The following is a 23397-nucleotide window of genomic DNA, read 5'->3' as shown; positions in this document are numbered from 1 at the left end:
CGGAGAACCGCCATGCCGACGATCTTCACCCGCATCATCGACGGAGAGCTGCCGGGCCGCTTTGTCTGGCGCGACGCCCGGTGCGTCGCGTTCCTTTCGATCAACCCGCTGCGCCCGGGCCACACGCTGGTCGTCCCGCGCGCGGAGGTGGATCACTGGATCGACCTGCCGCCCGATGTCGCCGCGCACCTGATGACCGTGGCACGGGCGATCGGCTGCGCGCAGCAGCGTGCCTTCAACCCGACCAAGGTCGGGCTGATGATTGCCGGACTGGAGGTGCCGCACGTGCACCTGCACGTGGTGCCGATCGACGGCGTTCACGATCTCGACTTCGCCAACCAGGAGCGCAATGCGCAGCCCGCCGATCTCGACCGGGCAGCGGAAGCGCTGCGCCGGGCGCTGCGCGAGCTCGGATACGCCGAGGTGCAGAGCTGACGAGACCGAACGGCGTTACTTGCCGAACCGGGTGAGCGCGATCGAGTCGAACATACCGCCCGGCAGCGGAATGCGTCGAATGAACGGGGCGCCCGGGTCGGGCCGCATGCCGCCGAGGGTGGCACGGTTCTGTTTGATGCTCTCGGCGCACTGCCAGGCGATGGTGCCCACGGGAAGCCACTCCGGGGAGTCGGCGGCGCCGACGGCCTGATTGACGCGCGAGACGATCTGGTAGGTATTCAGCAACTCGCCGTTCCAGCCGAATTTCCGATTCCAGGCCCCGTCCCAGGTTTCGGCGTCCAGCCACAACTCGACGCGGCCGTAGAGGTAGTATTTGTCCTTCGGGGTGCCCTCGACGATCCAGAACGAGCGCTTCGCCAGGGCCGCATCGGTGGGAGCCCACGCAACACCGTCCCAATCCGCCGTGCGGTAGCCGGCGGTGGGCGGGTTGAGATCCGTGAGACCCACCCATCCTCCGTCGGGATAGGGCGCCGACTTGAGCCCTCCCGCCACCGCCCCGGGATCGACGACGCGCAGCGCATCGCGCCGGCCGACCAGTTTCCAGTCGAAGTCCTCGGGCTTCCCGTCGAAGAAGAAGCCGTCGTCCCCGCTGATATCCGAGCCGAGGAAACCGTCGGAACGATTCGCCGGGCTCACGGCACGGACGCGCCGCAACGCCGGTACGAACGCCCACACCGAATCGCGCTTCGCGGCGTCCCGATAGCGCCAGGTCAAGGATGCCGTTCCCTGCAAATCGGCGGGTTTGAGGGAAACGCCGAGGAACTGGCTCTGCAAGTTCATCGGATTGTCGCGACGATAGCGGGGCGCCTGCCCGTCGTAGAAGTTGAACCACCCCTCGGCGACGGTTTCCCGCGCTACTCCGGTGGGCGTCAGCATCACGAGGAGGGCACGATTGTAGGTACTGCCACCCTGCCAGTAGGCGTAGAACTGGTTCCACACCGCTTTAACGCCCGCCGCGGGGTCGGCCGGGTCGAGGTTCGGAAACGGGATTCCGTACGTGTATTCCGGGGACCGCCCGGTCGCCTTGTCGACGATGCTGCCGCTGTTGTCGACGTCGAGTGTCGTCGCGTTATGGGCCGTCGCATCGAGGAAGGCCTTCTCCCAATGCGCATGTCCCGCGGGATACGCGATGATGCGGTTGCGGTACTCGCCCTGCTCGTAGTGCCGAAGGATCTCCGGGGGGAGCAGATCCCTGGCGAGGTGTGCCGTCTGCCTATCGAGCACGTCGCCGACGTAGAGCCCCGGCGCCACTTCCTCTCGGTTGCCGTTCTCTGCCGCGCTGCCAGGGTCGGCTGCACCGACCCCGAGCACCAGAAGAACACCCGCCACGAATTGCCGCAGCCAGCCACGCATTTGCCAACCCTCGTCTTTCACCACCGACGCTCGACGCCGCCCCAGACAACTCGAAACCGGGCCCCGTGTCCAGTCATTTCGACCGGCTAAATACCCGAAATAGCTAACGAACGTTCGTTTGTCGCGCATCTCCTCCAGACCCGCCGTCGGCCTGACGAACCCTCGCCAACGCCGGTCGCCCGCAATCGCCTCTGGCCTCAAGCGACGGCTGTGCTAGACAAGCGATCCTATGACTAAGCGCGCTCTTCACCACACTGTTACCGTGGCGTTCCTGGCTCTGGCGATTGCGGGGCTGCCGGGTTGTTCGGTCATTCAAGAGAACCCACGCGCTGCAAAAGGCGCCGCGATCGGAACCGCCGCCGGGGCGGGCACGGGCGCCGCCATCGGAGCCGTGGTTGGAGGCGGCAAAGGGGCCGCTCAGGGAGCGGCCATCGGTGCCGTCGTCGGACTCCTCGGGGGCACCCTCGCCGGTAGTTACATGGACAGTCAGGCGAAGGAAATGCAGGCCATCCTGGCGGAGCAGGATCGCATCCGTCAGGAGGCAAACCGTCTCAATGTCACGATGTCGAGCGACACTCTGTTCGCCACCGGCAGCGCTGAGATCTTCGCCGGTGCGCGTGAGAAGCTGCGTCAGTTTGCGACCGTTTTGAACAAGTACCCACAGACGACCATCGTCGTCACCGGGCACACCGATAGCCGCGGGACCGCTCAACTCAATCAGACGTTGTCCGAGCAGCGGGCGAAGGCCGTTGCCGACACCCTGATCGCCGACGGCGTCAGTGCCGCGCGGGTAACCACGCATGGGGTGGGGGCTTCTCAGCCGCTTGCCGACAATTCCACACCCGAAGGTCGCGCCCAGAACCGCCGGGTGGAAATTACGGTCAACGACACAGGCGCTCAGACGCAGCCCACCGGTGGGGCGCCCGCCGCCGAACCCCGTTAAGCCGGTTCGAATCGACGACAGGCGGCACGCCCTGCGGTGCCGCTGACTCATGGAAGCCCAGACGGTCGCGCCCGAGCAGGCTCCGCAGGCAGCAGCCCAGCCGCCGCGCCACTCGAGAACCCCGCGGTATGTCGCCACGATGTGCCTCGGGGCCCTCGGCGTGGTTTACGGCGACATCGGCACCAGCCCGCTCTATGCCCTGCGCGAGTGCTTTCACGGGCCCTACGCGGTGCTCCCGACGCCGGCAAACGTGTTCGGCGTGCTGTCGCTGATCGTCTGGACCCTCATCGTCGTCATCTCGATCAAGTACCTGATGATCGTTCTGCGCGCCGACAACCGCGGCGAGGGCGGCATCCTGGCGCTGATGGCACTCATCCGTCCTCAGGAAACCGCCATGGGGGCAGGGAGTACGGCGCGGAACGAAACCGCCAGGGAGACGGGCGCGAGCGCGCCTTTGTTTGGGACGCGTTCACCCCTGGTTCTCCTCGCGCTGTTCGGCGCGGCCCTCCTGTACGGCGACGGGATGATCACACCGGCCATTTCGGTGTTGAGCGCAATCGAGGGCCTGCACGTCGCCACGCCCTTGTTCGATCCGTACGTCCTGCCGATCACGGTCCTCATCCTCTTCGGATTGTTTGCAGTGCAGAGCAAGGGCACCGCAAAGGTCGGCGCGGTGTTCGGGCCGGTGACCCTCGTGTGGTTCACGGTTCTTGGCGTCCTCGGGGCCACGGCCATCGTGGCCGAGCCGAAAGTGCTCGGCGCGGTCAATCCGCTGCACGCCGTCGAGTTCTTCATGCACAATCCGCAGCGCAGCTTTCTCGTCCTCGGCGCAGTCTTTCTGGTGACCACGGGTGGGGAGGCGCTTTACGCCGACATGGGTCACTTCGGCAGGTTGCCGATTCGCCTGACGTGGTATGCGGTGGTTCTGCCCGGACTCGCACTCAATTACTTCGGTCAGGGGGCGCTGTTGCTGGCCGACCCGCACGCCGCTCATAACCCGTTCTATCGACTCGCTCCCGACTGGGCGCTCTATCCGCTCGTGGCGCTGGCTGCGATGGCTACTGTAATCGCCTCTCAGGCCGTTATCTCCGGATGCTTTTCCCTGACCCGCCAGGCGGTCCAGCTCGGTTACAGTCCGCGGCTTAAGATCGATCACACGTCGGAGGAAGAGATCGGCCAGATATTCATCTGGCCGGTGAACTGGGCGCTGATGCTGGCCAGCGTCGGACTGGTGGTGTTTTTCGGTTCTTCCGGCAATCTTGCCGCCGCGTACGGCGTCGCCGTGTCGACCACAATGGTAGTAACCACAGTGCTGCTCTACGTGGTGGCGCGGGATCTCTGGGGCTGGAGCCGCACCGGAGCGCTATTGGTGACGGGCAGTCTGGGAATCATCGATCTCGCCTTCTTCGGCGCAAACATCGCCAAAATTCTCCACGGCGGGTGGTTTGCCCTGGCAGTGGCAGCGTTCGTGTTCGTTCTCATGACTACCTGGAGGCGCGGCCGCCGCATTCTCCTGCGCAAGCTCGAGCAGGGCACGGTCAATGTCGACGTCTTTCTCAAGGAGATCGCCCGCTCCGACCCGCACCGCGTTTCGGGCACCGCCGTGTTCATGACGGCCAACCCCGACGGCATTCCGTCGGCGCTGCTGCACAACTTCAAGCACAACAAGGTCCTGCACCAGCGGGTGCGATTGCTGACCGTCTGGACACGTGAAATTCCGCGGGTTCCGCGGCAGGAACGCATGACGGTTACCGACCTCGGCCATGGATTCCACCGCATCATCGCGTACTACGGCTTCATGGAGAGCCCCAGCATGCGCGAGATCCTGAGCCGTTCCCGTGCCCACGGGCTCGAGTCGAACCTGATGGAAACCAGTTTCTTCCTTGGCGTCGAGACCCTCGTGCGCGCGAAGAGCACGTCCCGCAAACCCGAGATGCCGAAGTGGCAGGAACGCCTTTTTGCACTGATGACCCGCAACGCGCAGCGGCCGACCGATTTCTATCAGATCCCGCCCAACCGCGTCGTCGAGCTCGGCGCGCAGATAGAACTCTGAGCCCGCCCCCCCCGCGTACGGACGGCACGGCGGCCCGCTCGCCGCCGCGATCGAACCTGTTGCCCGATCAAGGTGGCGGCGCCACGGTGTAGAAGGGGACGACGCCGGGCTCGCCGTCCTGCCGCCAGAGCAGACGCAGGCCCGATTCGAGCTCGCGCGGCAACGTCGCGCGCGCCTCGACGCGGTGCGTACCGGCACTCAGGTGCATGCGTCCGGCGACCGGAGCGCCGTCGATGGTCACTTCGCCCCGTGAGCGCCCGCGGGTTTCGATCAGGAATTCGTAATCCCCGGGTGTGCCCACCTCGAACGTCCCCTGCCACTCTGCCCGGCACTGCTCGCCACCGCTACCCTCGTGACACACCGGCGGCACGAACGCATAGCCGAGAAACGGTTCGTCGCGTTCGACGATCGGGGCGCCCCTGTCATCGACACTCCGCCAGTACCGTCCACGCAACGTCGAGAGCACCGGGCGCCCCTGCGAAACGGCGGGAAGATCGCAGACCGCGAAAGCGGCGGCCGGAATATCGGGGTCGACCACCTGCGTGCACTTCGTCCCGGGGTACACCTCCTCCAGGAGCGTTGCCGCCGCCACGCGTTCGAACGGCGCCTGCACGACGACACTCACAGGCCGATCGGCCTCCGGCAGGACTCGCGGCGGTAACACCTCGCTCAGATCGCCGAGGTCGCTGCCTGCCATGTACGGCCGGTGCAGCCAGTGGTAGTGCGAGCCATAGTAGTAGCCCGGCTTGAAGAACCACCGGGGCAACGACAGCAACAACAGATGTCGTGCGATGCCGCCGTCGCGCTCATAGCGCCCACGGCCGTACTCGATCAGCGTCGTGTAATGATTCTTCATGGCCTGACGCACCCGTGGGTCGCGGGCCATGCGATGGAAATAGAGATCGTACGTCCAGCCCAACACACCGACCGCCGCCACCGTGGCCAGCGCCACCGCGCAGCGTCTTCCGAACGTCCCGAGCCGCAGCACTTCGCCGTACAGCGCGTCGAGAAACAACGCGGCAAAGATCGCCACCAGAATCGTGATGCCCTGCAGCCGCCGCACGTCGAGGTTCTGGACGAGCACCGTCAGGACCAGCAACAGGGCCACGAACACGAGCAACCAGAACGCGTTCAAGCCGTCCCGCGGGTATCTCAGAGCGATCGCCAACCCGGCAACGAAACAAATCGCCGTGATGGGATCGAGCATCGGTCGCCCCGGATCGTTGAAGGTCAGCGAGCCGTCGCCCCGGTGCATGAAGATCGCCGCCGTCTCTCGAACCCGGGTCAGTCGCTGGGTCAGAAAAGCGCCGACATCCGCGGTGTAATACTGCTTGTTGGCGAGCGAACGGCCGCCCGCCTCGAAGTAGTAGAGCGGGCGAGCGCTGTCCTGCGCCAGGTGCGCGACCAGCGGCACGGCAACCGCGGCGACCACGGCGAGGAACAGCGCTACGGCCGCGGCATCCCGTGTCGGACGCGCGGGTTGCGAAGCGGCCGCCGGGCGCCATCTCTTCCAAAGGTCGGACCCGAAACAGCCAAGCAGGGCAATCGCGACGAGCAGCGTCGTACCGCGATAGCCGGCGTACACGTAGAGCGTGTATCCGCACAGCAAGCCGAGCCACGGCACGGGAGCGATTCGCCGGGTACGAGCAAAGTCGGTCGCCAGCGCGAAGGCGGCGACGACGAACAGGTTGGGCATGAAGATGTTGTGGGCGATTCGGCTGTAGATCAGGTTCCAGCTCGACACGGCGAACAGGAACGTCGCCGCCGCGGCCGCCGGTGGCCGCACGAGCTGGCGCAGCAGCAGGTAAGCCGGGACGATGGTCAGCGCACTGGCAATGGTCGTCGGGACGCGGATGGTCAGGAATGTCGGCGCCGCGCTCAGTGCCTGGGCAAGCGCGACCAGATACGTATCGAGCGGGTACTCCCAGGGCCGCAAACCCTTGAGAATCTCGGCGCCAGTCAAGCCGGTCTGCTGCTCCTCGATGGCATGGGTCGAGAACGGCGTTGGGAAGGAGGCGTAATCGTGAAACCGCAGCCAGGTCCCTATACCGAGCAGGAGCGCGAGGCATCCCCACTCCCATCGAGACAGAGGCAAACGCCGCCGGCACGCCACATCCCAGTGACGCAAACCGAGGCTGAGGGCGCTCACGCCGACCAGCATGCCCAGCCAGCCCGGACCGACGTAGCTTCGCCAGTCGAAGGTCAGCAGGACCGAAGCACCGCAAACGGAGGTGGCGCCGAATACCAGCGCCAGAAGCGTCCAGCCACCGGGCCGTCGCGCGCTGCCACAGTCCGGGTCCGCACCGACAGCGGCCACCTGAGGGCGCGGCAGCATGAAGGCCAATGCGATCGCGGCCCCGAGAAACACCGCGGTCGCCAGGCTGCTCGCCGGCCAAACGCGGATAGCAGTCTGCGCCGCGGCGATCGCCGCCAGGCCGACCAGCCATCCGTAACGAGCAAACCGATCCCCCCAGTCCATTGCCACCCGCGCCTTCTAGGCAAGCGGCCGTCTGCCGGCAAGCGCTTGCGCGCTCAGACGGGCCGCACCGCCCGCACGACCCACGACAGCGCCACCCCGCCGGCAAGTAACGCCGCTCCAACCTGTCCCGGAGGGAGGTCGTGGTGGTTGGCCAGCACGAAAGCAACCATCCCCGAGACGAGGGCGACCAGCGGCGCCACCAGGAACATGCTCCGCACCTCACGGCAGACGTTGCGCGCAACCAGCGCCGGCAGAACCAGACAGGCGAACGCGTAGACCATCCCGGCCACCCGGATCGAAACGCCAACGGCGACGCCGAACACCACGGAGAGAACCCGCTCCCATACCTCCACCCGCATGCCTACGGCCGCCGCCATCTCCGGGTCGAGCACCAGCAACAGCACCCGCGGCAAGGTCGCCACGAGAACCCCCACCGCCGCCAGAGTCAGGAGCGCAAACGCCGCGACGTCCTCAGCCGTCGCGCCGATGATAGTGCTCGACATCAGACGGTGGATATCCTCGAGGCCGTGCGGGCTGTGGGCCATCAGGACAATCGCCAGGCTCGCGCCGGTGATGAACACCCATCCCGTCACCGCCTCGGTGCTCTCGCCACGAATGACACTTGGGGCCAGAGCCCCGACCACCGCAAAGCACCCGCCCCACACCGACAGCGCCCAGTCCGAACGGCACCAGGAGCAATCGCTTGCCCCGGAAGCGCTGCCGAATAGCATCCCCACGGCGATACCGAGCATCGATGCCTGCGAGACCGCGGCCCCGAGGAAGATCTGGTCCCGCGCCACCACCACCACCCCAATCAGAGCCAGGACGACGCCAATCAGCCAGCCGGCCAGATACGTGTGCTGAAACAGCGGCCAGGAAGCGAGGAAGTCGGCGATCAATGGTGCCCCCCCAATGAAGCGACCGGCAACAGCACCTCGTCCGGCAAGTGGATCCCGTAGATGCACTCGAGGTTGTCGGCGGTGAGCACTTCGGCGCGAGCGCCGGCGAGCACTCGTCCGTCGTGGAACAGCGCTACGTGCGTCGCATGCGCCGCGGCAATGCCGAGGTCGTGCGTAACGAAGGCGATGGCGCGCGCCTCGCTGCGCTGGAGCTCGAAGAGCAAACCGAGAAACGCCGCTTCGACGGCGGGATCGAGACCGTTGGTCGGTTCGTCGAGCAACAGAACGTTCGGGGCACGTACCAGCGCCCGGGCCAGCAAAGCGCGCTGGCGCTGGCCACCGGACAGCGCCCAGTAGCCCGCCGCGACCAGTTGCCCGAGACCGACCCGCTCTAGTGCCCAGGCAAGGCGCCGCTGCGCTTCGGCCCGGCCCAGGCCGAGACCCACGGTGCCGAGCTGGACGAACTCCCGCACCGTCGTCGGCACATGGGGGTTGAGCTCGCAGCGCTGCGGTACGAAACCGATGTGGGTGCTGTCGCCGGCATTGGGAGCCCGCCACACCTCGCCGCTTTGCGGCGGGAGGAGTCCGAGCAGCGTTCGCAACAAGGTCGTCTTGCCGGTTCCATTCGGACCGAGCAGGCACCAGAAGTCGCCCCGCCTGATCTCGATGTCGACGTCACGCAGCACCGGCGTTCGCCCGTACCCCACGGCGAGCGCGCGCGCGTGCAAGAGTACCTCCCGCTCCGTGCTCATGACGGGTCCATGCCCCGACGGCTTCGTCGCACTATCGCCACCTGTCGTCCTGTAGCCGAGAGCGCGGTACACCACAAAGGCAACGCACCAGCCTCAGCTTCCCCCGTGCAGCAGATCCGCCACGGTGCGAACGTTGAAGTCGATCATTTGGAGGTAATCGTCCGTTCCCGGCCTGCCGCCGACCTGGTGCGCCAGGTACGCGGTCCTGGCGCCGGTCGCCTCGGCGACGAACCGCGCGTGCCGCGGGTCGTAATATGGAGCGGCAAAGATCAACTTCACGTTCTGCGCCCGCATGAGCTGGACAAGATCTTTCAGATGACTGGTGGTCGGCGGGATGCCGGGCTTCGGTTCGAGATGTCCAACGATGTCGATGCCGAAACGCCTGCCGAAGTAGGGCCACATGTTGTGGTCGTCAACCGCCCTGGTACCTGGGTACGGTGCCAGCCGCCCGAGCCAGCCGCCGAGCTTGTTGGCGTCGCCCTGCTGGGCGAGAAACGCATCGAGCTTGCCGTACTCGAAGAGCCGCGCCAGTTTCTGGGGATCGTACCTGGCCGCCAACTCTTCCCCGACGAGCGATGCCCCGATGGCCTTCTCCAACATCGCATACCGCTCGGCATAATGCGCCGCCCGCTCGGGGCGAATGCGGGCGAGGTTGTCTCGGATCAACCGGGCAACGTTCAAGCCGTTTATCGGATCGAGCAGGTAATGGGGATTCCCGAACGGATGTACGTCGCCCATCGACGGATCGACCAGGCCGGTCGGGACCTGCATTGGCGTTATTGCGGCGGAGGCGTCCACGTAACCGCCGGCCCCGGGCAGGACGCGGGCATTGCGCGCATTCTGGAGAAGCAAGGGCACATAACCGGCCTCCAGTCCCATGCCGATCTGCAAGTACAGATCGGCCTCGCTCAGGGCCTTGATGTAACTCGGCCTGGCCTCGACAAAGTGCGGGTCCTCGGGCCCCTTGGCGAGGACGGTAACGCCGACGTCGTCGCCTCCGACGGCCTGCACCAGACTGCCCAGGTCAGGCGTGGTCGCTACCACTTTGAGCGGCGGCAACGTGGACTCCGCCCGCCCGGCGACGGGGGACACACTGGCCGCCAGCACCACAACGCCGGCCCACAACACTGCACGACTCCACCGTCTCCGCCCGCCGCCGTAACTCCCTGTCGCGTCATTCATGTTGGAACTCCATGCTCTCGACATTCCGCAGCTCGCACTTCAGCTCCCGGCCTTCGTGCTCAGTAGGTGTGCGCCGGGTGCGCGCCAATCAGCACTTCCGCCGACAACCACACCGAGTTAGCCGTACCGCTTCCCGGCAGCCAGGGCGTGTAATCCCAGTTGTACTGCAGCCGAAAGCGCGAGAACTCGGTCGGCTGCCAGATCAGCAAGGGTGAGACCCGATACCGCAGACCGCGCAAGGGCGTTGTGCGCGATGGCACCAGATCTCCGTCAGCCACACTGTCCCCGCTGGCGTCGGCGTATTCGAACCGGAGGCCGCCCGCCCACGGGTTGCGAAAGCCGTAAAGAATCTGCGTGTAGAGCCCCCAGTCGCGCAGTATGCCGCCAGGCAGGTTATTGGGGAACGGGTCCTCGTCGGTCGGCTCCTCACCGCCGCCGTGGTTGTGTCCATCATGCGAGTGGCCGCCCCCGCCGTCGGCCAGCTCGGTACCGGCCAAATACCAGTCGGCAGTGTAGGCGCGCGACATCGCCTCTGTTTGCCAGACAAAGAAAGGCCAGCCGCGGAAGTTCTCCGCCGGACGCCACCGCAGCTTGAGGTCGGCGCCAAAGATGAACGTCTGACCGCCATCGCCCGTACTGTTCGGACCGCTGACAAAACTGAGTCCCGGTAGCAGCATCGTGTTGTCGCCGAGGCCGAAGGCGTTGTACAGGCGCGCGGAGTAGAGCAGATCGTACAGGTGCGATACTTCGCGCGGCACTGCCGGCCGGCCGCCGACCGCCGGGTCGGAAATGAAGCTCACGACGAGTCCGTCGTTCGGAGCCTGAACTCCGAGATCGACTTCAGAGTACCAGGGTAAGGGGGCCAGCCACCCAAGCCGGAATCCTGGTGTGCGCAGGCCGTCGCCCCCGAACATGCGCGTGTTGACGACGGGCTGGTCGACCCAGGCCCACGCGTGCGAGTGCGTCGGGTTAATCAGCCCGAATTCGGTCAGGTAATAGCCGCCTTTGAGCTGCAACCCGTAGGGTAGCGACGAGGATAGAAAATAGGCTTCTTCGAGTTCGACGTAGTCGGTGCCGAAGACGATGAACGCGAAAGTGGAGAAGTAAGGATCCACGGCGCCGGCAAGCGACAGTTCCGCCTGCTGTAAGGTGAAGCCGCGTCTTTTCGGGTCGTGGGCGCCACCTTCGAGCACGCGAATCTCGTCGTCGGTCGCCGTCGAACTGCCACCGGCGACGATAGCGTCGAACGCAATCTCCATGAGTCGGAGGTTCGCGGCCCCGATCTGCCGGCTCCAGAGGTCGGCGGTCGGCACCTGTGGCGCCGGCAGTTCGCCGATCGCTAGGTCGAGGGCGCGCCGCGCCGCGTCGTCCGTCGCCGTAACGGCGGGTGCCGCCGGGGCGGCGGGCGCCGTTACGGGTGCGACCTGAAGTTTCTCGATCTGCCGCTCGAGCGCTTCAAGCTTCCGCCTGGTTTCGCTGTCCTGCTCACGCAGGCGGCGGATCTCCTCTTTGAGCGTGTCCACCTCCTGCTGCGTCGGTTGTGCCATGCCGCGGTCGGGCACCGCTGCAAGTACGGTCGTAACGAAGATCGCGAACCCCGCGTACGCCGCGAGTTTACAATTTCCCATGCGCCGGCTCTCCTTGCGTGCGCACTGCGTTACCCGTCGTTGGAGGGACAAAGCGCGCGCTGGGTGCGCGCCATTCCCGCCATCGGCTCGGAATGTTGCTGGACTCGGGGAGGAACTACGCCGTCACCGGCGGTGCGCGGGGAACGCTGGCGCCGCGAGCGCGATCGCGGAACCGCGCGCTTTGGTCGCCGGTGTCGGCAGCCGTCGGCTCCGGCAGCGCAGAAAGCCCGATGGCCGCCGCGGCGAGGGCAACCGTAGAGTGCTGCAGGCTCCGGCATGCGGGGCAGTGCCTGGCATCGTGCGACCCGCCACGATGGGGATGGCCGGATGCGTGGGCCACCAGATTCGAAGCGGGGGGGACGGCCACGGGCTGTACCAGCGCCATCGCCGCATGAACGTCGGGGCAATCGACGGCATCCGCACATGACCCGTGGGAGCCGGAAGCACCGCGGTGACCGACAACCCCGGACAACGCGAACACAACGGCCAGGACCGCCGCATGGCAGCGTCGCCGGACCGGATACGAGTGCGGGGAGACCTTCATTCGTAAGTCCATCGCCGTGTAACAGAGCGCCAACCGCAGCGTCAAGGTCTTTCTTTAGGCATTAACCGGCTCTTCTCTTTCCGGGGTCTCGTTCAGCGATCCCCTTGACTTTGACAGGCCGGCCATGTAGCCGCGCCAAAGTCTATGCGCTGCGGACCGACACGGCACCGGGCGGTGGCCGCCTTCATCGCAACGGTCTTTCTTGGCCTGGTCTGCGTAAGTGCCGCACATGCGGTCACCCACGCGGGGGACCCTGCGGCCCAACACAGTTGTGCCGCTTGCCGATGGGTGAAGGCTACCCCGGCAGTGGCCGCACCGGCCACTGCCGTTGTCGCTCCAGTCCCCGGGATAGAGGACGCCTCGTTTCGAGACCTCGCGCCGGTCGCGGCGCCACCCACGGCGCAACACGCGCCCCGGGGCCCCCCGAATAGCTCTCGCTGATTGCCGCGGAAGCGGCTCCCGCGCTGCAACTCGGGACTGCACCGGAAGTGCATACGAGTCTCGGACGGGAGCAGGTCCGGACAAAATGGGCTGGCGGCGCTTGCCGCCCCAACTCAGACAGCTAGCCGCGCGTTGCCGAGGCATGCCTGGCATGCCAACAGACGCGAGCGATGTTCAGTGGAGACTTCAGATGCGCTCACAGGTTCGTCCCATGATCGTGCCGCCACGACGCCGTCGGCGTGGGGTCGTCGTTCTCGCCCTATTTGGTCTCGCGGCGGCGTGCGGTCCGGGTCCGCCCCCCGCCGCATTTTTCGAGGACTCCCATCTCGATCTCTCGATGGCATCGACCGCCCGCGGGGGCGGGGCTCTGGCGGTGGACTACGACTTCGCCGCGGTCGTGCCGGTGTACTTCAGCGAGTGTTTCGGCGGCAGCGGCAGCAACTGCGAAGGCGGCGTGGCCGTGTACAGCAGCGAGTCTCCGGGCTTCGGGGCATTGGAGAACGACGAGCCGGACGAAGGGTTCTACGCGCTGAACCTCGGCGTGACGCTGCGCTTCGAGGTGGTTGCGGTCGACCCCGGCACGAGCCTCTTCATCGAGGGCGTGCTGCTCGACGAGCCCGGCGAATCCGTTGCCCTGCCTCCGACACCGAATCTCCACGCGCACGGAGCCTGGCAGGTCGCCGTTGACGACCCCGACGACCGGTTGCGAACGTTCACCATGTCGTTCCGGGTAACGACGACCGCGGCCGAATATGCAGAGTCGGAGTTGTACACCCTCCTGTTCAGACCCACCGCCGGCAGCCCACCCGGAGAGTGACCGCCCGCAAGGACGGGAATAGGGCTCGATGAGGAGACGCGAAGTACCTCGCCTCCCGGCGACGTGGTGCGCGACCGGCGCGCCGCGCCTTCATGGGCTCGTCGCGGTTTTCGTTCTGCTCGCGCACCTCGGTGCCGTGTGCGTGGGCATCGCGCATTCCGTCGGGGCGAATCCCGCGCGCGACATCGACTGTGCGCTGTGCCACATCGTCCGTCACGTGCCAGCGGACCGGGCCGCTCCCGTTCACGTCGAGGGTCTCGGGCGCGCACACGGCGATATCCAGGAGCGGTCCACGGCCCCTCCGGTCTTCCCCGCGCGGCCGGCGTCCCGATCTCGGGCCCCACCCCGCCCGGCCGTCTGCGGGGTCATCTGAGCCCGCCGGGCCGGCCACGACGCCCGACCCGGCACGACGACAACCGAACTACCGTAAACTGGAGGATCCATGAACCACCGTGGAGTCATCATGGGGGCGTGCGCGCTCCTGACGCTGGGCGTGCGCCCGGCTGTCGCACAACATGCGCACGGAGACCTGACCATCGGGTCGACCGCAAGTGGAGGGGGCAACCTCACGCTCGAGTACCCGCTGGACAGACGACCCGTCGTCGCCGTGAGCGACAACGGCGCGTTTCCCGGCCTCTTCGACACCACCGATCCGGGCTTCATGCCGGCGGCGGACGAGCCACCCGACATCTTCAGCCTGAATCTGGGGACGACGGTTACTCTGGAGTTGACTGACATCGATCCGAATATCTCCCTCAAGGTTAACGCGACCACGCTCAGCGCGGTCGGCGACCTTGCGGCGATCGCCACGCACGACCACCCCGATCCGGAGCTGTCGAGCCTGCACCTGCATCCAACGTTCCAGCTCGGCATCCTCGCCGATGCCAACTCCTTCGGCGAGGGGCGCTTCTCGTTCCGTTTCAAGGGGTCGGGGTACGGAAATTCCGCCGTCTACACGCTGCGGGTGTCGAACGGCTACCTGCCCCCCCTTTCCGCACTGGCGGATCCACTGGCGACCGACGACGCGAAGAAGCAGGCCGTCAACTGCCAGAAGACGGTCACCAAGGAAATCCGCAAGTTCTGGGCGAAGAAGCACGGGCTTATGAGCAAGTGCTTCGACGCGGTCCTTGCCGTCGAGGGCCTCGGCAAGTCCGCCGAGTCGGCGGCTGCGGTCTGCGATTTGAATCCCGGCGATCCGAAGTCGCTCATCGGCAAGATCGCCGCGGTGCAGGCGAAGACCCTCGCCAGCATCGCCAAGAAGTGCGGCCCCCTGAGCAGCTCTTCCACCCCATTCACCGATAGCGCCGTCCAAACGCATGTCGGGATGGCAAGCTGCCGGGTCGATGAGTTGATCGGTTCCACTTACAGCAACTCCGTCGAACGCCTCGGGGAGATTCTCGGTGGCGAATGTCCGGCGGGGACTTGCGTCGGCGGCCCGAGCGACGGCGCTGCCTGCGCGGACGAACACGACTGCTCAGCCGAAGACGACGTCATTGCCGCCTTTGGCTGCCTCAAGATGGCGCAAGCCACCGACTGACCGAGGCCGGCTGACAGCCGCCCGGGCGGGCACTGTGCCCTCCCGGGCGGTTCGCCGGTCTCAGAGTGCGAGGATGAAATCGATGAATCGCCGACTGCCACTTGTCGCTATTCTATTGGCGGGGCTGACTCTCGCGCCGGACCGTGCGTGCGGCCAGGCCACGCATGCCGACATGTTGCTCTTTTCCACCATGGCGCGCGGTGGGACGCTGACCGTGGACTACGATTTCTCGACCCCGACTGAGGTCTTCGAGAGTATCTGTGTCGCCGACCGCTGCCTGTACGGGAACACCAATCCGGGTTTCAATGTTGCTGCGAGCGATCGTCCCGCACAGGGTTTCTTCCTGCTTCGCGATCGCACTCAGGTGACGATGGAAATCGTCGCGCTGGATCCGGGCGTCTCGGTCAAGGTGGGCAGTAGCGTTCTCAACTCCGCGGGAGCACGGGCGACTATCGGCACCGCGCCAGGCATTCACCTCCATCCGTCCTGGCAGGTTGCGGTACAGCGGGGCCAACGGGGCACCTTCAAGGTCCGCTTTCGCCTGACGACGACCTCGCGTTTCTACGAGCCATCCGAGGTCTTCGTGCTTTCGCTGAGCAATGGCAGTCGCGAGCCCACGCCAACGGAGACCCAGGCCCCCTCTCCTTCGGCGAGTCCTTCGCCGTCGCCGTCGGCCAGCATGGCCCCGACGCCGACGAACGGCGCCACCGCCTCGCCCTCCACGACCCCGTCGCCCACCATAACGCCGCTGCCAATCCCATCGGCCACCCCGACCGTGGTGGGACTTGCCGGCTGCGATGCCAACTGCGACGGCGCCGTGAGCGGCGCGGATTTCGTCGCCGCGGTGGCGTCTCTGGGCAGGCCTTCCACGGCGTGTGGGGTCGACCCGATCGCCGACGGCGCACTCGACGCGAGGGATGTGGACGCCGTTCTCGCCTGCGCGTTCATCGAGCGGGACGAGCGAGACCCGAGCTGACGGCAACACCCATTGTTGTCGTTGCGGCGGCCCCCGAGAGCGACGGCACAAAGAAAACGGTGGCCGCTTGACAAATGAAAATGATTATCAATATCATCTGCGGAAGGAGGATCGTATGTCCGATACGCGTGTCGAATTCACCGAGGACGTCCTGAGAGCCTGCCGCCGCCTTGGGCACGTCCGCTTCGTGCTCCGCAACGCCGTGGGCTTCGCCGAGATACTCGGTAACATCGAAAACCTCGAAGTCGTCGACGGGTGGGCTCACTGGTGCCAGTCCAGCATCCACGCCCACGTTTGCTGCCACGCCATCGCCGGTGTCCGCTTCCTGGACCCGGGAACGACCTGCACCCATCAAACCCACTCGACCGTGTGCTTCGACGACTCCCGTGGCCGCCCCCACCTGATGGTCATCCTCGACCAGACGCAGGGCGTCGACGCGATCGAGCAGGAACATCGGTTCGAGGATCTGCGCGACCGCTTCGGTACCTCGCGACCGCTTATCTCCCTGGAAACCGTCGGGGCCAACGTCACGGCGCACTGACCTCAACCCCACAGCCGCGCGACGCGACCGGCCGCGGGCCGACGGTAGCAACCGCGGACAATCGGGGTTCACCACGGCGGCCCATGGCCATTAGATTGACTTTGCCGCTAGGGTTGGCGCGTGCGTTCGCTGCTCGTCTACGTCTCCGGGCACGGCTTCGGTCATGCCGTGCGGGTGTGTACGGTCCTGCGCGCATTCCGCCGCCTGCGCCCCGACGTGCCGCTCGTATTGCGCACTCCCGTGCCGCTGTGGTTCTTGCGCGCCGAACTCGGCGAACCATTCGCGTCCGCCGCCGTGGCTCTCGATGTGTGCGTTGTCCAGCACGACAGCCTCTCCCTCGACCCGGAGGCGACGCTGGTTGCGGCGACGGCATTCCTCGCTCGCGCACCCGAGGTCGTGGCCGCCGAGGTCGCCGCGGTAGCGCACCTTCGCCCTGCCGCCGTTCTGGCCGACATTCCCGCACTGGCCTTCGACGTGGCCGCCGAACTCGACGTTCCGGGCATCGGCATGGCCAACTTCTCGTGGGACTGGATATACGCCGACTACGCTCGCAATTTGCCCGGCTTTCGCGACGCGATCGGTGCGCTGCGCGCATCGTACGCGCGTGCCACGCTCCTGCTCCGCCTGCCATGGCACGGCGATCTGGCCGCCTTCCCCCGCATTCGCGACCTTCCCGCCGTAGCCCGACATGCCACGGTCCCCCGCGCCGAGGTCCGCCGCCGCCTCGGACTGCCGCACCATGACCGCATCGTGCTGCTCTCCTTCGGTGGCATTGGACTCGATCTCGCGCGTGTCGTCGAACGGCGCGGCGTAACCTACCTCACCACCCAGTCCGCCGCCGGGAGCGCACCGCCCTGCCCTTACGTGTCCAACGCGCAGATGGCGGCAGCGGGCCTTCGTTACGAAGACCTCGTCGCCGCCGTCGACGCGGTAATCACCAAGCCCGGCTACGGCATCGTCGCCGACTGCATCGCCAGCGGGACACCGATGGTCTACACCGACCGCGGCCGCTTCGCCGAATACCCCGTGCTGGTGGACGCCATTCGACGTCACCTGCAGCACGCTTTCGTCAGCAATGCCGACCTGCGCGCCGGCCGCTGGGAAGCCGCGTTAGACAGGGCATGGAACTCGTCACCGCCGGCACCGGGCGCCGACGTATCCGGCGCCGAGCACGCGGCGCGCCTGCTGGCGAGCTACGTGTGCGAAGGCAACGGCGGATGACCCTCGAAGCGGCACCACTCGCCGGCCACCAGGCGCTCGTGCGGAACGTAGCGAGCCTTGTAAGCGAGCGCGCGGCAGGCACCCACATACAGGCCGAGATAGAGGTAGCGCAGGCCCCAGGCCCGGCAGAGTTCTATCTGTTTGAGGATCGAATAGGTCCCCGGACTCAGACCCGACCGATCCGGATCGAAGAAGCAATAAACCGCGGAAAGCGCGTCTGCGGCACGGTCCGCCACTGCGACCCCGACTAAGGCGCCATTCACGCGGTAAACGAGTTCCAGCGTGTTCGCACAAGTCTCGACCAGGAACTGCTCGTATTCCGGGGCATCGAGCAGGTCGGTTCCCACCAGCAGACCCCGTTCGGCCTTGTGTCGATTATAGAGGCGGACCTTCTCGGCGGTCACCTCGGGCCGCTGCACGCGGGTTTCGATCAGAGCCTCGCCGCGCCGCCACACGCGCCTTTGCGTCCGGTCGGGAACGAAACGGTCGACGTCGATCCGGATCGGCTCGCAAGCTCGGCAGGTCGGGCAACTGGGTCGATAAAGCAGCACTCCCTGACGCCGGTCACCCGCGGCCAGGCGCGCTGCGAGATCCCGCGCGTTCAGCATCCGGGCCGGCATACGCAGCGGCAGCCGTGCGGTCTCGCCCGGGAGATACACACACGCCGACAGGCCGTCGTGGACCAACCATTCCGGGGGATCGGCAGTTAGGCGGCGCACCGTATGCTCCCATATCGAGGGTCGCGCAACCCGGGTGGTTACTCAATACCGCACGCGCCCCGCTGCGCGGCTCCGCAGCCGCCACACGGACCGGCCTCGATCGCCGCCGCCGCGGGATCGTTGGCGCCAACCGCGAAAGGCGACAACAGGCGCGCGACGTCCGTGCCGTCGCAGTGCCGGCAACGCACCTCGATCGCCGTCCCCGCCGACAGGGTCAACTCCTCGAAAACCCTGCCGCAACCATGACACCGATACTCGTAAATAGGCATGCAGTCCTCCCCAGCCTTCAAGGTACACTACGCTTGATAGCAGCGGCCGAAGCGAGGTGGAATCCGCACGCGCCCGGAAGCTTCGCGCCGACGGCGCTTCATAGGAAACCAGGCGTCTCGATCGCGGCGGGTCAGGAGGTAAGGCCGGGGAAGAACTTCGCCAGTCCGCTGAGAATGAACTGTACGCCCAGCGCGAGGGTGATCAATCCCATGATGCGGACGAGTGCGCTCATGCCAAGATGGCCGAGCAGGTGCAACAACTCAGTCGAGTACCGGAAGATCAGGTAGATAATTCCGGTCATGACGACGATCGCCGCGAACAGACGCAGCGTCACCGGCCAATCGGTCAGCCGGCTCGAGAACAGGATGATCGTCGAAATCGTCCCGCCCCCCGTGGTCAGGGGAATGCCGATGGGGATAATGGCCACCGAGATCACCCGCGACAGGTCGTTCGTTCCCTGATCTTCGACGCGCTGCGGCTTGGCATTGAGCATGGCCATACCCGAGGTACACAGGAGGATCCCGCCGGCAATCCGGAACGCGGTCAGACTGATCTCGAAGAACTCGAGGATGAGTTGTCCGGTGACCAGCGTGACCGTCATCGTGAGGAATGCCGTCAACGTGGCGATGTTGCAGAGCTTGAGTTGCTCGGCGCGGGGCCGGCCCTGACAAATGCCGAGGAAAAGGCCGAGGGCGGAGAGGTTGTTCGCGACCGCGAACAACCCCAGCAGGTAATGCTGGAATGAGACCGAATCGCCGACGGAACTCATCGCGGCGCAAACGGTTTCATGGGCAAGCGCCGACCCACGGCCGCCGCCGGTGCGTCGCGACAGTGGGTACGCGCACTTGCCTGCCCTTCCCTTCCCACCCCGGGGCACTCGACCGTCGGCCCCGGGAAGTCGGCCCGCCTCACGACCCCTTTCCCGCTGCGGGCGTCGACGCCGATTCGGCCGTGACAGAACTGATGATCAGGTAGCGAGCGCCGCCTCCGGTCTGAATATTGCCGATAATACTCAGCCTGGTGTCCGGCCCCGCGGCGATTACCCGACCGAGCTGCTCGCCGAAGAAGGTCAGGTTTACGGGGTAGCCGTCGAGCGCGTTAATGATGTCCATATACGAAGTGTTTCCGGTGCGCACCTCGAGCTTCGTGGCCGTGAACGTGTACGTCTTCCTCTGCGCTTCGATTGTCCAGCGAACCACCGGCACTACCCCGGCGGGTCCCTGCCCGAGGTAACCTTCGAGCAGCACACCGATGGGAACACCCGGCTTCAGCCCCACCTGCCCGTAAGCGACGGCGGGACCGACCAGGCCGGCGAGAACGACCAGCATACGAACCAGCGCGCGCATCACAGGCCACCTCCGGGAGGGAGTAGCGAAAATCCTCCTGCCGCCTTTTTCTCACGTTTCGGCGCCCTTCGAAACCGCGAAGGCGGGAACATGTGCTGGCGCCGATCGGCGCAACGGCGCCGGTGGCCGGAGGTTACCGCTGCTCCCGGGCGCGCGACGGCAACGCGTGGACGACAGCCCGGAGTTGTACTCCACGCCCCTCCTCTGCGAGGGTGTGGCCAGTTCGGCGTCCGGGAAGGTACGGCTGCGGGAGGCGGACGGCAATGCTGGTTACGACGATGCTGGGTGTACTCCTGGCGCCGCTTGCGGAGGGACTCTCGGCCCCTTCCGTTCTCGGACTCGGTCTGTTCTTCGGGCTACGGCACGCCCTGGATGTCGACCACATCGCGGCGGTGTGGGCAATCGTCAGTGAACATCGCAGCCTTGGAAGCTCCACGCGGGTGGGCCTGATGTGGGGCATCGGCCATACCCTGGCGCTGCTGCTTGCCGGTTTGCTGGTCATCGGTGTCGGCCTGGATATCGGCCCGCGGGTCGCACGCATGCTCGATCTCGGCGTCGCGGCCGTACTCATTGTCCTTGGCGCCAACGTCTTGCGTCGATTGCTCCGTGGCGGACGTGTCCACGCCCACCCGCATCGCCATGGCAAGAAGATTCACTTCCACCCGCACGTGCACGATGACGCCAACGACCCGGCCTCCGGTATGCACCACACGCCGTCCCTCGCAACGCGTCCGTTGTTGGTTGGCCTGCTCCACGGCGGCGCCGGGAGCGCGGCCTTGATGTTACTCGTGCTGTCGACGATTCCGTCGCCGTGGCTCGGCATGGCGTACGTTGCGGTCTTCGGGATGGGTTCGGTGGGGGGGATGCTCGCAATGAGTCTGCTCGTCGGCTTACCGGCCCGCATGTGCGCGATGCGCTTCGCGGCCGTGCATAACGGTGTCCGGGCTGCCGCCGGCCTGTTCAGCATTGTGGTCGGGTTGCTGATGGCCTACGAAATCGCGGCCCCGGGGAACCTGTGAGCGGAGCGCGGCTGGGCGCGCGCCCGGGGATGCGGCGGTGCCCGGGCGCGACCACGCTCCCGTCAGGTCCCGGAAGGGCTTGACCTCTACGCCTGAGCCATGCTGGGAAAGCGGGATGGGTGGCCTCGACGTAAACCAACTCTTCGGACCCGCGCTCGCGCCCCTCGGGTTCGGTAGCGTCGCGGGAGCCGTTGTCGGCTACGCCGCCAAGAAGCTCACCAAGCTGGTAGCGTTCGGTCTCGGCCTGCTGTTCATCGCGATCCAGGTCCTGGTCTACTACGGCTTCGTCGAGGTCCGCTGGGAACATGTGCAGCACACCGCCGAAGCGGCATGGAGCGACGAAGGCGGCGTGACGCTGGCCCAGCGTGTGTGGGACATGCTGGCGGCGAATCTCCCCTTCGGCGGCGGCTTCGCCGCCGGCTTCGCCATCGGCTTCAAGCTCGGGTGATTTCCTGGCTCGGCATTCTGCGTGGCAGTCATGGGGGCCTGAGGGCCCTCAGGCCCTCGCCGCCAGGTGTTTGTACTTCTCCAGCAGCCGCACCGGCGGCTTTAGCGCATCGCGCCGGAAGGGCTCCGCCAGAACCTCGGCGGCACCGTCAATGATGGCGTCGATCACTGCCGGCCGGCCGCTGCGCACCGCGGCGTCGACCGCCTCGCGCACGTCGCCGGCACGCTCGACCCGGTACCCCTCGGCGCCCATATCGCGGCCGATCTGTGCGAAGTCCGGGTTCTGCAGGTTCGTGCCGACGAAGCGGTTGTCGTAGTAGTCGATCTGGTTCTTCTTCTCCGCTCCCCACTGGTTGTTGTTGGCGACAACTGCAATCACCGGAATCGCTTCGCGCACCGCCGTCATCACCTCGGCCAGGCCGCTGATCCCGTACGCGCCGTCACCTTGAAGCGCGAAGACGGGCTGGTCCGGACGGCCCACCCTGGCGCCGAGTGCGAGCCCGTAGGCAATTCCGCAGTTGCCCCAGCTCAGCGCCGCTAGAAACTGGCGCGGGTTAGCGGGCCGCACGTAGCTGTTCGCCATCGAGCAGGTGTTGCCGACGTCCGTGGTAACGACCGCGTTCGCCGGGAGCGCGGCGGCCAGTTCGGTCAGGAAAGCGCGCGGGTGCATGAGACGCGACGGCGCCGCCGCCCAGCGATCGAGCTCCGCCTGCCACGCCCCTTTTTCGCGCTCGACCACGGCCAGGCGCGCGGCGTCTTTCTCGCGTGCCCCATGCGCACCCCGCAACCGCGCCAGGAGCGCTCCCGCAAACGCCCGCGCATCGGCGGCAATCGCCAGATCGACCCGCCGGCTGCGCCCGAGCTGTCGCGGGTCGGCATCGACCTGGACGACCTTCGCCTGCTTTGGCCAGTACTCGATGCCGTACTGCGGCAGGGTTCCGAACGGTCCGAGGCGCGTGCCGAGCGCAAGTACAACGTCGGCCTGCGCCAGAATCCGCATCGCCGCTTGCGAGCCGCAGTAGCCGATCGGCCCAACGCCGAGTGCGTGCGTCCAGGGAAACGAGTCGTTGTGAAGGTACGTGCTGACCACCGGCGCGGTCAGGTACTCGGCGAGCGCCTTCGTCTCTTCGACGCCGTCGGCCATGACCACGCCGCCGCCGGACAGGATCACCGGGAACCTCGCCGCCGCCAGCAACCGCACCGCTTCGGCAAGGTCGCTCTCCGACCCCGCACCGCGTTCGACCTCGGGACTGCGAAAGATCTCCGCGTCGAACTCCCCGTAGAAGTAATCCCGCGGAATGTTCAGTTGCGTCGGCCCCATCTCGGCCTTGGCGATCTGGAAACAGCGCCGCGCCAGCTCCGCCATACGCTCCGGACGGTTCACCCGCACCTGGTACTTCGTGCAGGCCTGAAACCACGGCATCTGGTCGAGTTCCTGGAAGCCGCCGGTGCCGATGCCCAGGGTGCCGGTCTCCGGACTGAGCACGACCAGCGGGCTGTGCGCCCAGAACGCCGCCGCGGTTGCCGACACGAAGTTGGCTACCCCCGGCCCATTCTGCGCGATGCATGCCTGAGGGCGCCCGGTTACACGCGCGAGACCGTCAGCGGCGTGCGCGGCGGCCTGCTCGTGCGCCACCGAGACGAACCGGATACCGGCGGCCGGGAACAGGTCGAGTGCATCCATATACGCGCTGCCGACGATGCCGAAGACCGTCCGTACGCCTTCGGCCACCAGCGTTTCGACCAACGCTTCCGATGTCGTCATTCTCGGCAT

General features: G+C 66.5%; 22 protein-coding genes. 10 read left to right on the top strand and 12 right to left on the bottom strand.

Annotation, left to right across the window (positions count from 1 at the left end; genetic code table 11):
• Positions 1-12 precede the first annotated feature (12 nt).
• Positions 13-435, top strand: coding sequence for an HIT family protein (locus tag L6Q96_01730; protein MCK6553298.1), 423 nt, complete (start codon positions 13-15; stop codon positions 433-435).
• 15 nt (positions 436-450) lie between these two features.
• Here the strand turns inward: L6Q96_01730 and L6Q96_01725 are convergent, their stop codons facing one another.
• Positions 451-1809 (bottom strand): DUF1329 domain-containing protein, encoded by a 1359-nt coding sequence (locus L6Q96_01725; protein ID MCK6553297.1) that lies wholly within the window; start codon positions 1807-1809, stop codon positions 451-453.
• A 229-nt stretch (positions 1810-2038) separates the two neighbouring features.
• Between L6Q96_01725 and L6Q96_01720 the strand changes: the two genes are divergently transcribed.
• Positions 2039-2752, top strand: coding sequence for an OmpA family protein (locus L6Q96_01720; protein ID MCK6553296.1), 714 nt, complete (start codon positions 2039-2041; stop codon positions 2750-2752).
• Positions 2753-2891: 139 nt separating this feature from the next.
• Positions 2892-4805 (top strand): potassium uptake protein, encoded by a 1914-nt coding sequence (gene kup / locus L6Q96_01715; GenBank protein ID MCK6553295.1) that lies wholly within the window; start codon positions 2892-2894, stop codon positions 4803-4805.
• A gap of 67 nt (positions 4806-4872) precedes the next feature.
• Here the strand turns inward: kup and L6Q96_01710 are convergent, their stop codons facing one another.
• The 6 genes from L6Q96_01710 to L6Q96_01685 form a co-directional block, all read right to left on the bottom strand.
• Positions 4873-7290 (bottom strand): hypothetical protein, encoded by a 2418-nt coding sequence (locus tag L6Q96_01710; GenBank protein ID MCK6553294.1) that lies wholly within the window; start codon positions 7288-7290, stop codon positions 4873-4875.
• A 47-nt stretch (positions 7291-7337) separates the two neighbouring features.
• Positions 7338-8183 carry a metal ABC transporter permease gene (locus tag L6Q96_01705; GenBank protein MCK6553293.1) on the bottom strand — a complete coding sequence of 282 codons (846 nt, stop codon included), beginning with the start codon at positions 8181-8183 and terminating at the stop codon, positions 7338-7340.
• On the bottom strand, positions 8180-8935 hold the full coding sequence (locus L6Q96_01700) for a metal ABC transporter ATP-binding protein (protein MCK6553292.1): 756 nt from the start codon (positions 8933-8935) through the stop codon (positions 8180-8182). The genes L6Q96_01705 and L6Q96_01700 overlap by 4 nt, the downstream gene beginning before the upstream one ends.
• A gap of 93 nt (positions 8936-9028) precedes the next feature.
• Positions 9029-10117: a metal ABC transporter substrate-binding protein gene (locus tag L6Q96_01695; protein MCK6553291.1), complete on the bottom strand. Its 1089-nt coding sequence runs from the start codon at positions 10115-10117 to the stop codon at positions 9029-9031.
• Between the two features lie 59 nt (positions 10118-10176).
• Positions 10177-11745 carry a hypothetical protein gene (locus tag L6Q96_01690; protein ID MCK6553290.1) on the bottom strand — a complete coding sequence of 523 codons (1569 nt, stop codon included), beginning with the start codon at positions 11743-11745 and terminating at the stop codon, positions 10177-10179.
• A 115-nt stretch (positions 11746-11860) separates the two neighbouring features.
• Positions 11861-12334 carry a hypothetical protein gene (locus tag L6Q96_01685; protein MCK6553289.1) on the bottom strand — a complete coding sequence of 158 codons (474 nt, stop codon included), beginning with the start codon at positions 12332-12334 and terminating at the stop codon, positions 11861-11863.
• A gap of 586 nt (positions 12335-12920) precedes the next feature.
• Between L6Q96_01685 and L6Q96_01680 the strand changes: the two genes are divergently transcribed.
• From L6Q96_01680 to L6Q96_01660, 5 genes are all read left to right on the top strand, one after another.
• Positions 12921-13547 carry a hypothetical protein gene (locus tag L6Q96_01680; GenBank protein ID MCK6553288.1) on the top strand — a complete coding sequence of 209 codons (627 nt, stop codon included), beginning with the start codon at positions 12921-12923 and terminating at the stop codon, positions 13545-13547.
• Between the two features lie 442 nt (positions 13548-13989).
• Positions 13990-15084, top strand: a complete 1095-nt coding sequence (locus L6Q96_01675; protein ID MCK6553287.1) for a hypothetical protein — start codon at positions 13990-13992, stop codon at positions 15082-15084.
• An 82-nt stretch (positions 15085-15166) separates the two neighbouring features.
• Positions 15167-16060: a hypothetical protein gene (locus L6Q96_01670; protein ID MCK6553286.1), complete on the top strand. Its 894-nt coding sequence runs from the start codon at positions 15167-15169 to the stop codon at positions 16058-16060.
• Positions 16061-16175: 115 nt separating this feature from the next.
• Positions 16176-16601: a hypothetical protein gene (locus L6Q96_01665; GenBank protein ID MCK6553285.1), complete on the top strand. Its 426-nt coding sequence runs from the start codon at positions 16176-16178 to the stop codon at positions 16599-16601.
• A 120-nt stretch (positions 16602-16721) separates the two neighbouring features.
• The gene (locus L6Q96_01660) at positions 16722-17822 is read left to right on the top strand and encodes a hypothetical protein (protein MCK6553284.1); all 1101 of its coding nucleotides are present in this window, start codon (positions 16722-16724) and stop codon (positions 17820-17822) included.
• Here the strand turns inward: L6Q96_01660 and L6Q96_01655 are convergent.
• The 4 genes from L6Q96_01655 to L6Q96_01640 form a co-directional block, all read right to left on the bottom strand.
• Positions 17795-18541, bottom strand: a complete 747-nt coding sequence (locus L6Q96_01655; GenBank protein ID MCK6553283.1) for an arginyltransferase — start codon at positions 18539-18541, stop codon at positions 17795-17797. The two genes, L6Q96_01660 and L6Q96_01655, sit on opposite strands and share 28 nt — an antisense overlap.
• A 38-nt stretch (positions 18542-18579) precedes the next feature.
• Positions 18580-18810 carry a zinc ribbon domain-containing protein gene (locus L6Q96_01650; protein ID MCK6553282.1) on the bottom strand — a complete coding sequence of 77 codons (231 nt, stop codon included), beginning with the start codon at positions 18808-18810 and terminating at the stop codon, positions 18580-18582.
• A gap of 131 nt (positions 18811-18941) precedes the next feature.
• On the bottom strand, positions 18942-19580 hold the full coding sequence (locus tag L6Q96_01645) for an NAAT family transporter (GenBank protein MCK6553281.1): 639 nt from the start codon (positions 19578-19580) through the stop codon (positions 18942-18944).
• Positions 19581-19719: 139 nt separating this feature from the next.
• Complete coding sequence (locus tag L6Q96_01640) at positions 19720-20157, bottom strand: hypothetical protein (GenBank protein MCK6553280.1); 438 nt, start codon at positions 20155-20157, stop codon at positions 19720-19722.
• Positions 20158-20420: 263 nt separating this feature from the next.
• Here L6Q96_01640 and L6Q96_01635 point away from each other — a divergent pair, with 263 nt between their 5' ends.
• A complete protein-coding gene (locus tag L6Q96_01635) occupies positions 20421-21176 on the top strand; it encodes an urease accessory protein UreH (protein MCK6553279.1) in 756 nt (251 codons plus the stop codon).
• A gap of 115 nt (positions 21177-21291) precedes the next feature.
• Positions 21292-21624 (top strand): FUN14 domain-containing protein, encoded by a 333-nt coding sequence (locus L6Q96_01630; protein ID MCK6553278.1) that lies wholly within the window; start codon positions 21292-21294, stop codon positions 21622-21624.
• Between the two features lie 48 nt (positions 21625-21672).
• Here the strand turns inward: L6Q96_01630 and xsc are convergent, their stop codons facing one another.
• Entirely contained in the window at positions 21673-23397 is a 1725-nt protein-coding gene (gene xsc, locus L6Q96_01625) for a sulfoacetaldehyde acetyltransferase (GenBank protein ID MCK6553277.1), read from the bottom strand.

The organism is Candidatus Binatia bacterium (assembly GCA_023150935.1).
Taxonomy (GTDB): Bacteria; Desulfobacterota; Binatia; order HRBIN30; family HRBIN30; genus JAKLJW01.
This window is presented reverse-complemented; position numbering and strand designations above follow the sequence as displayed.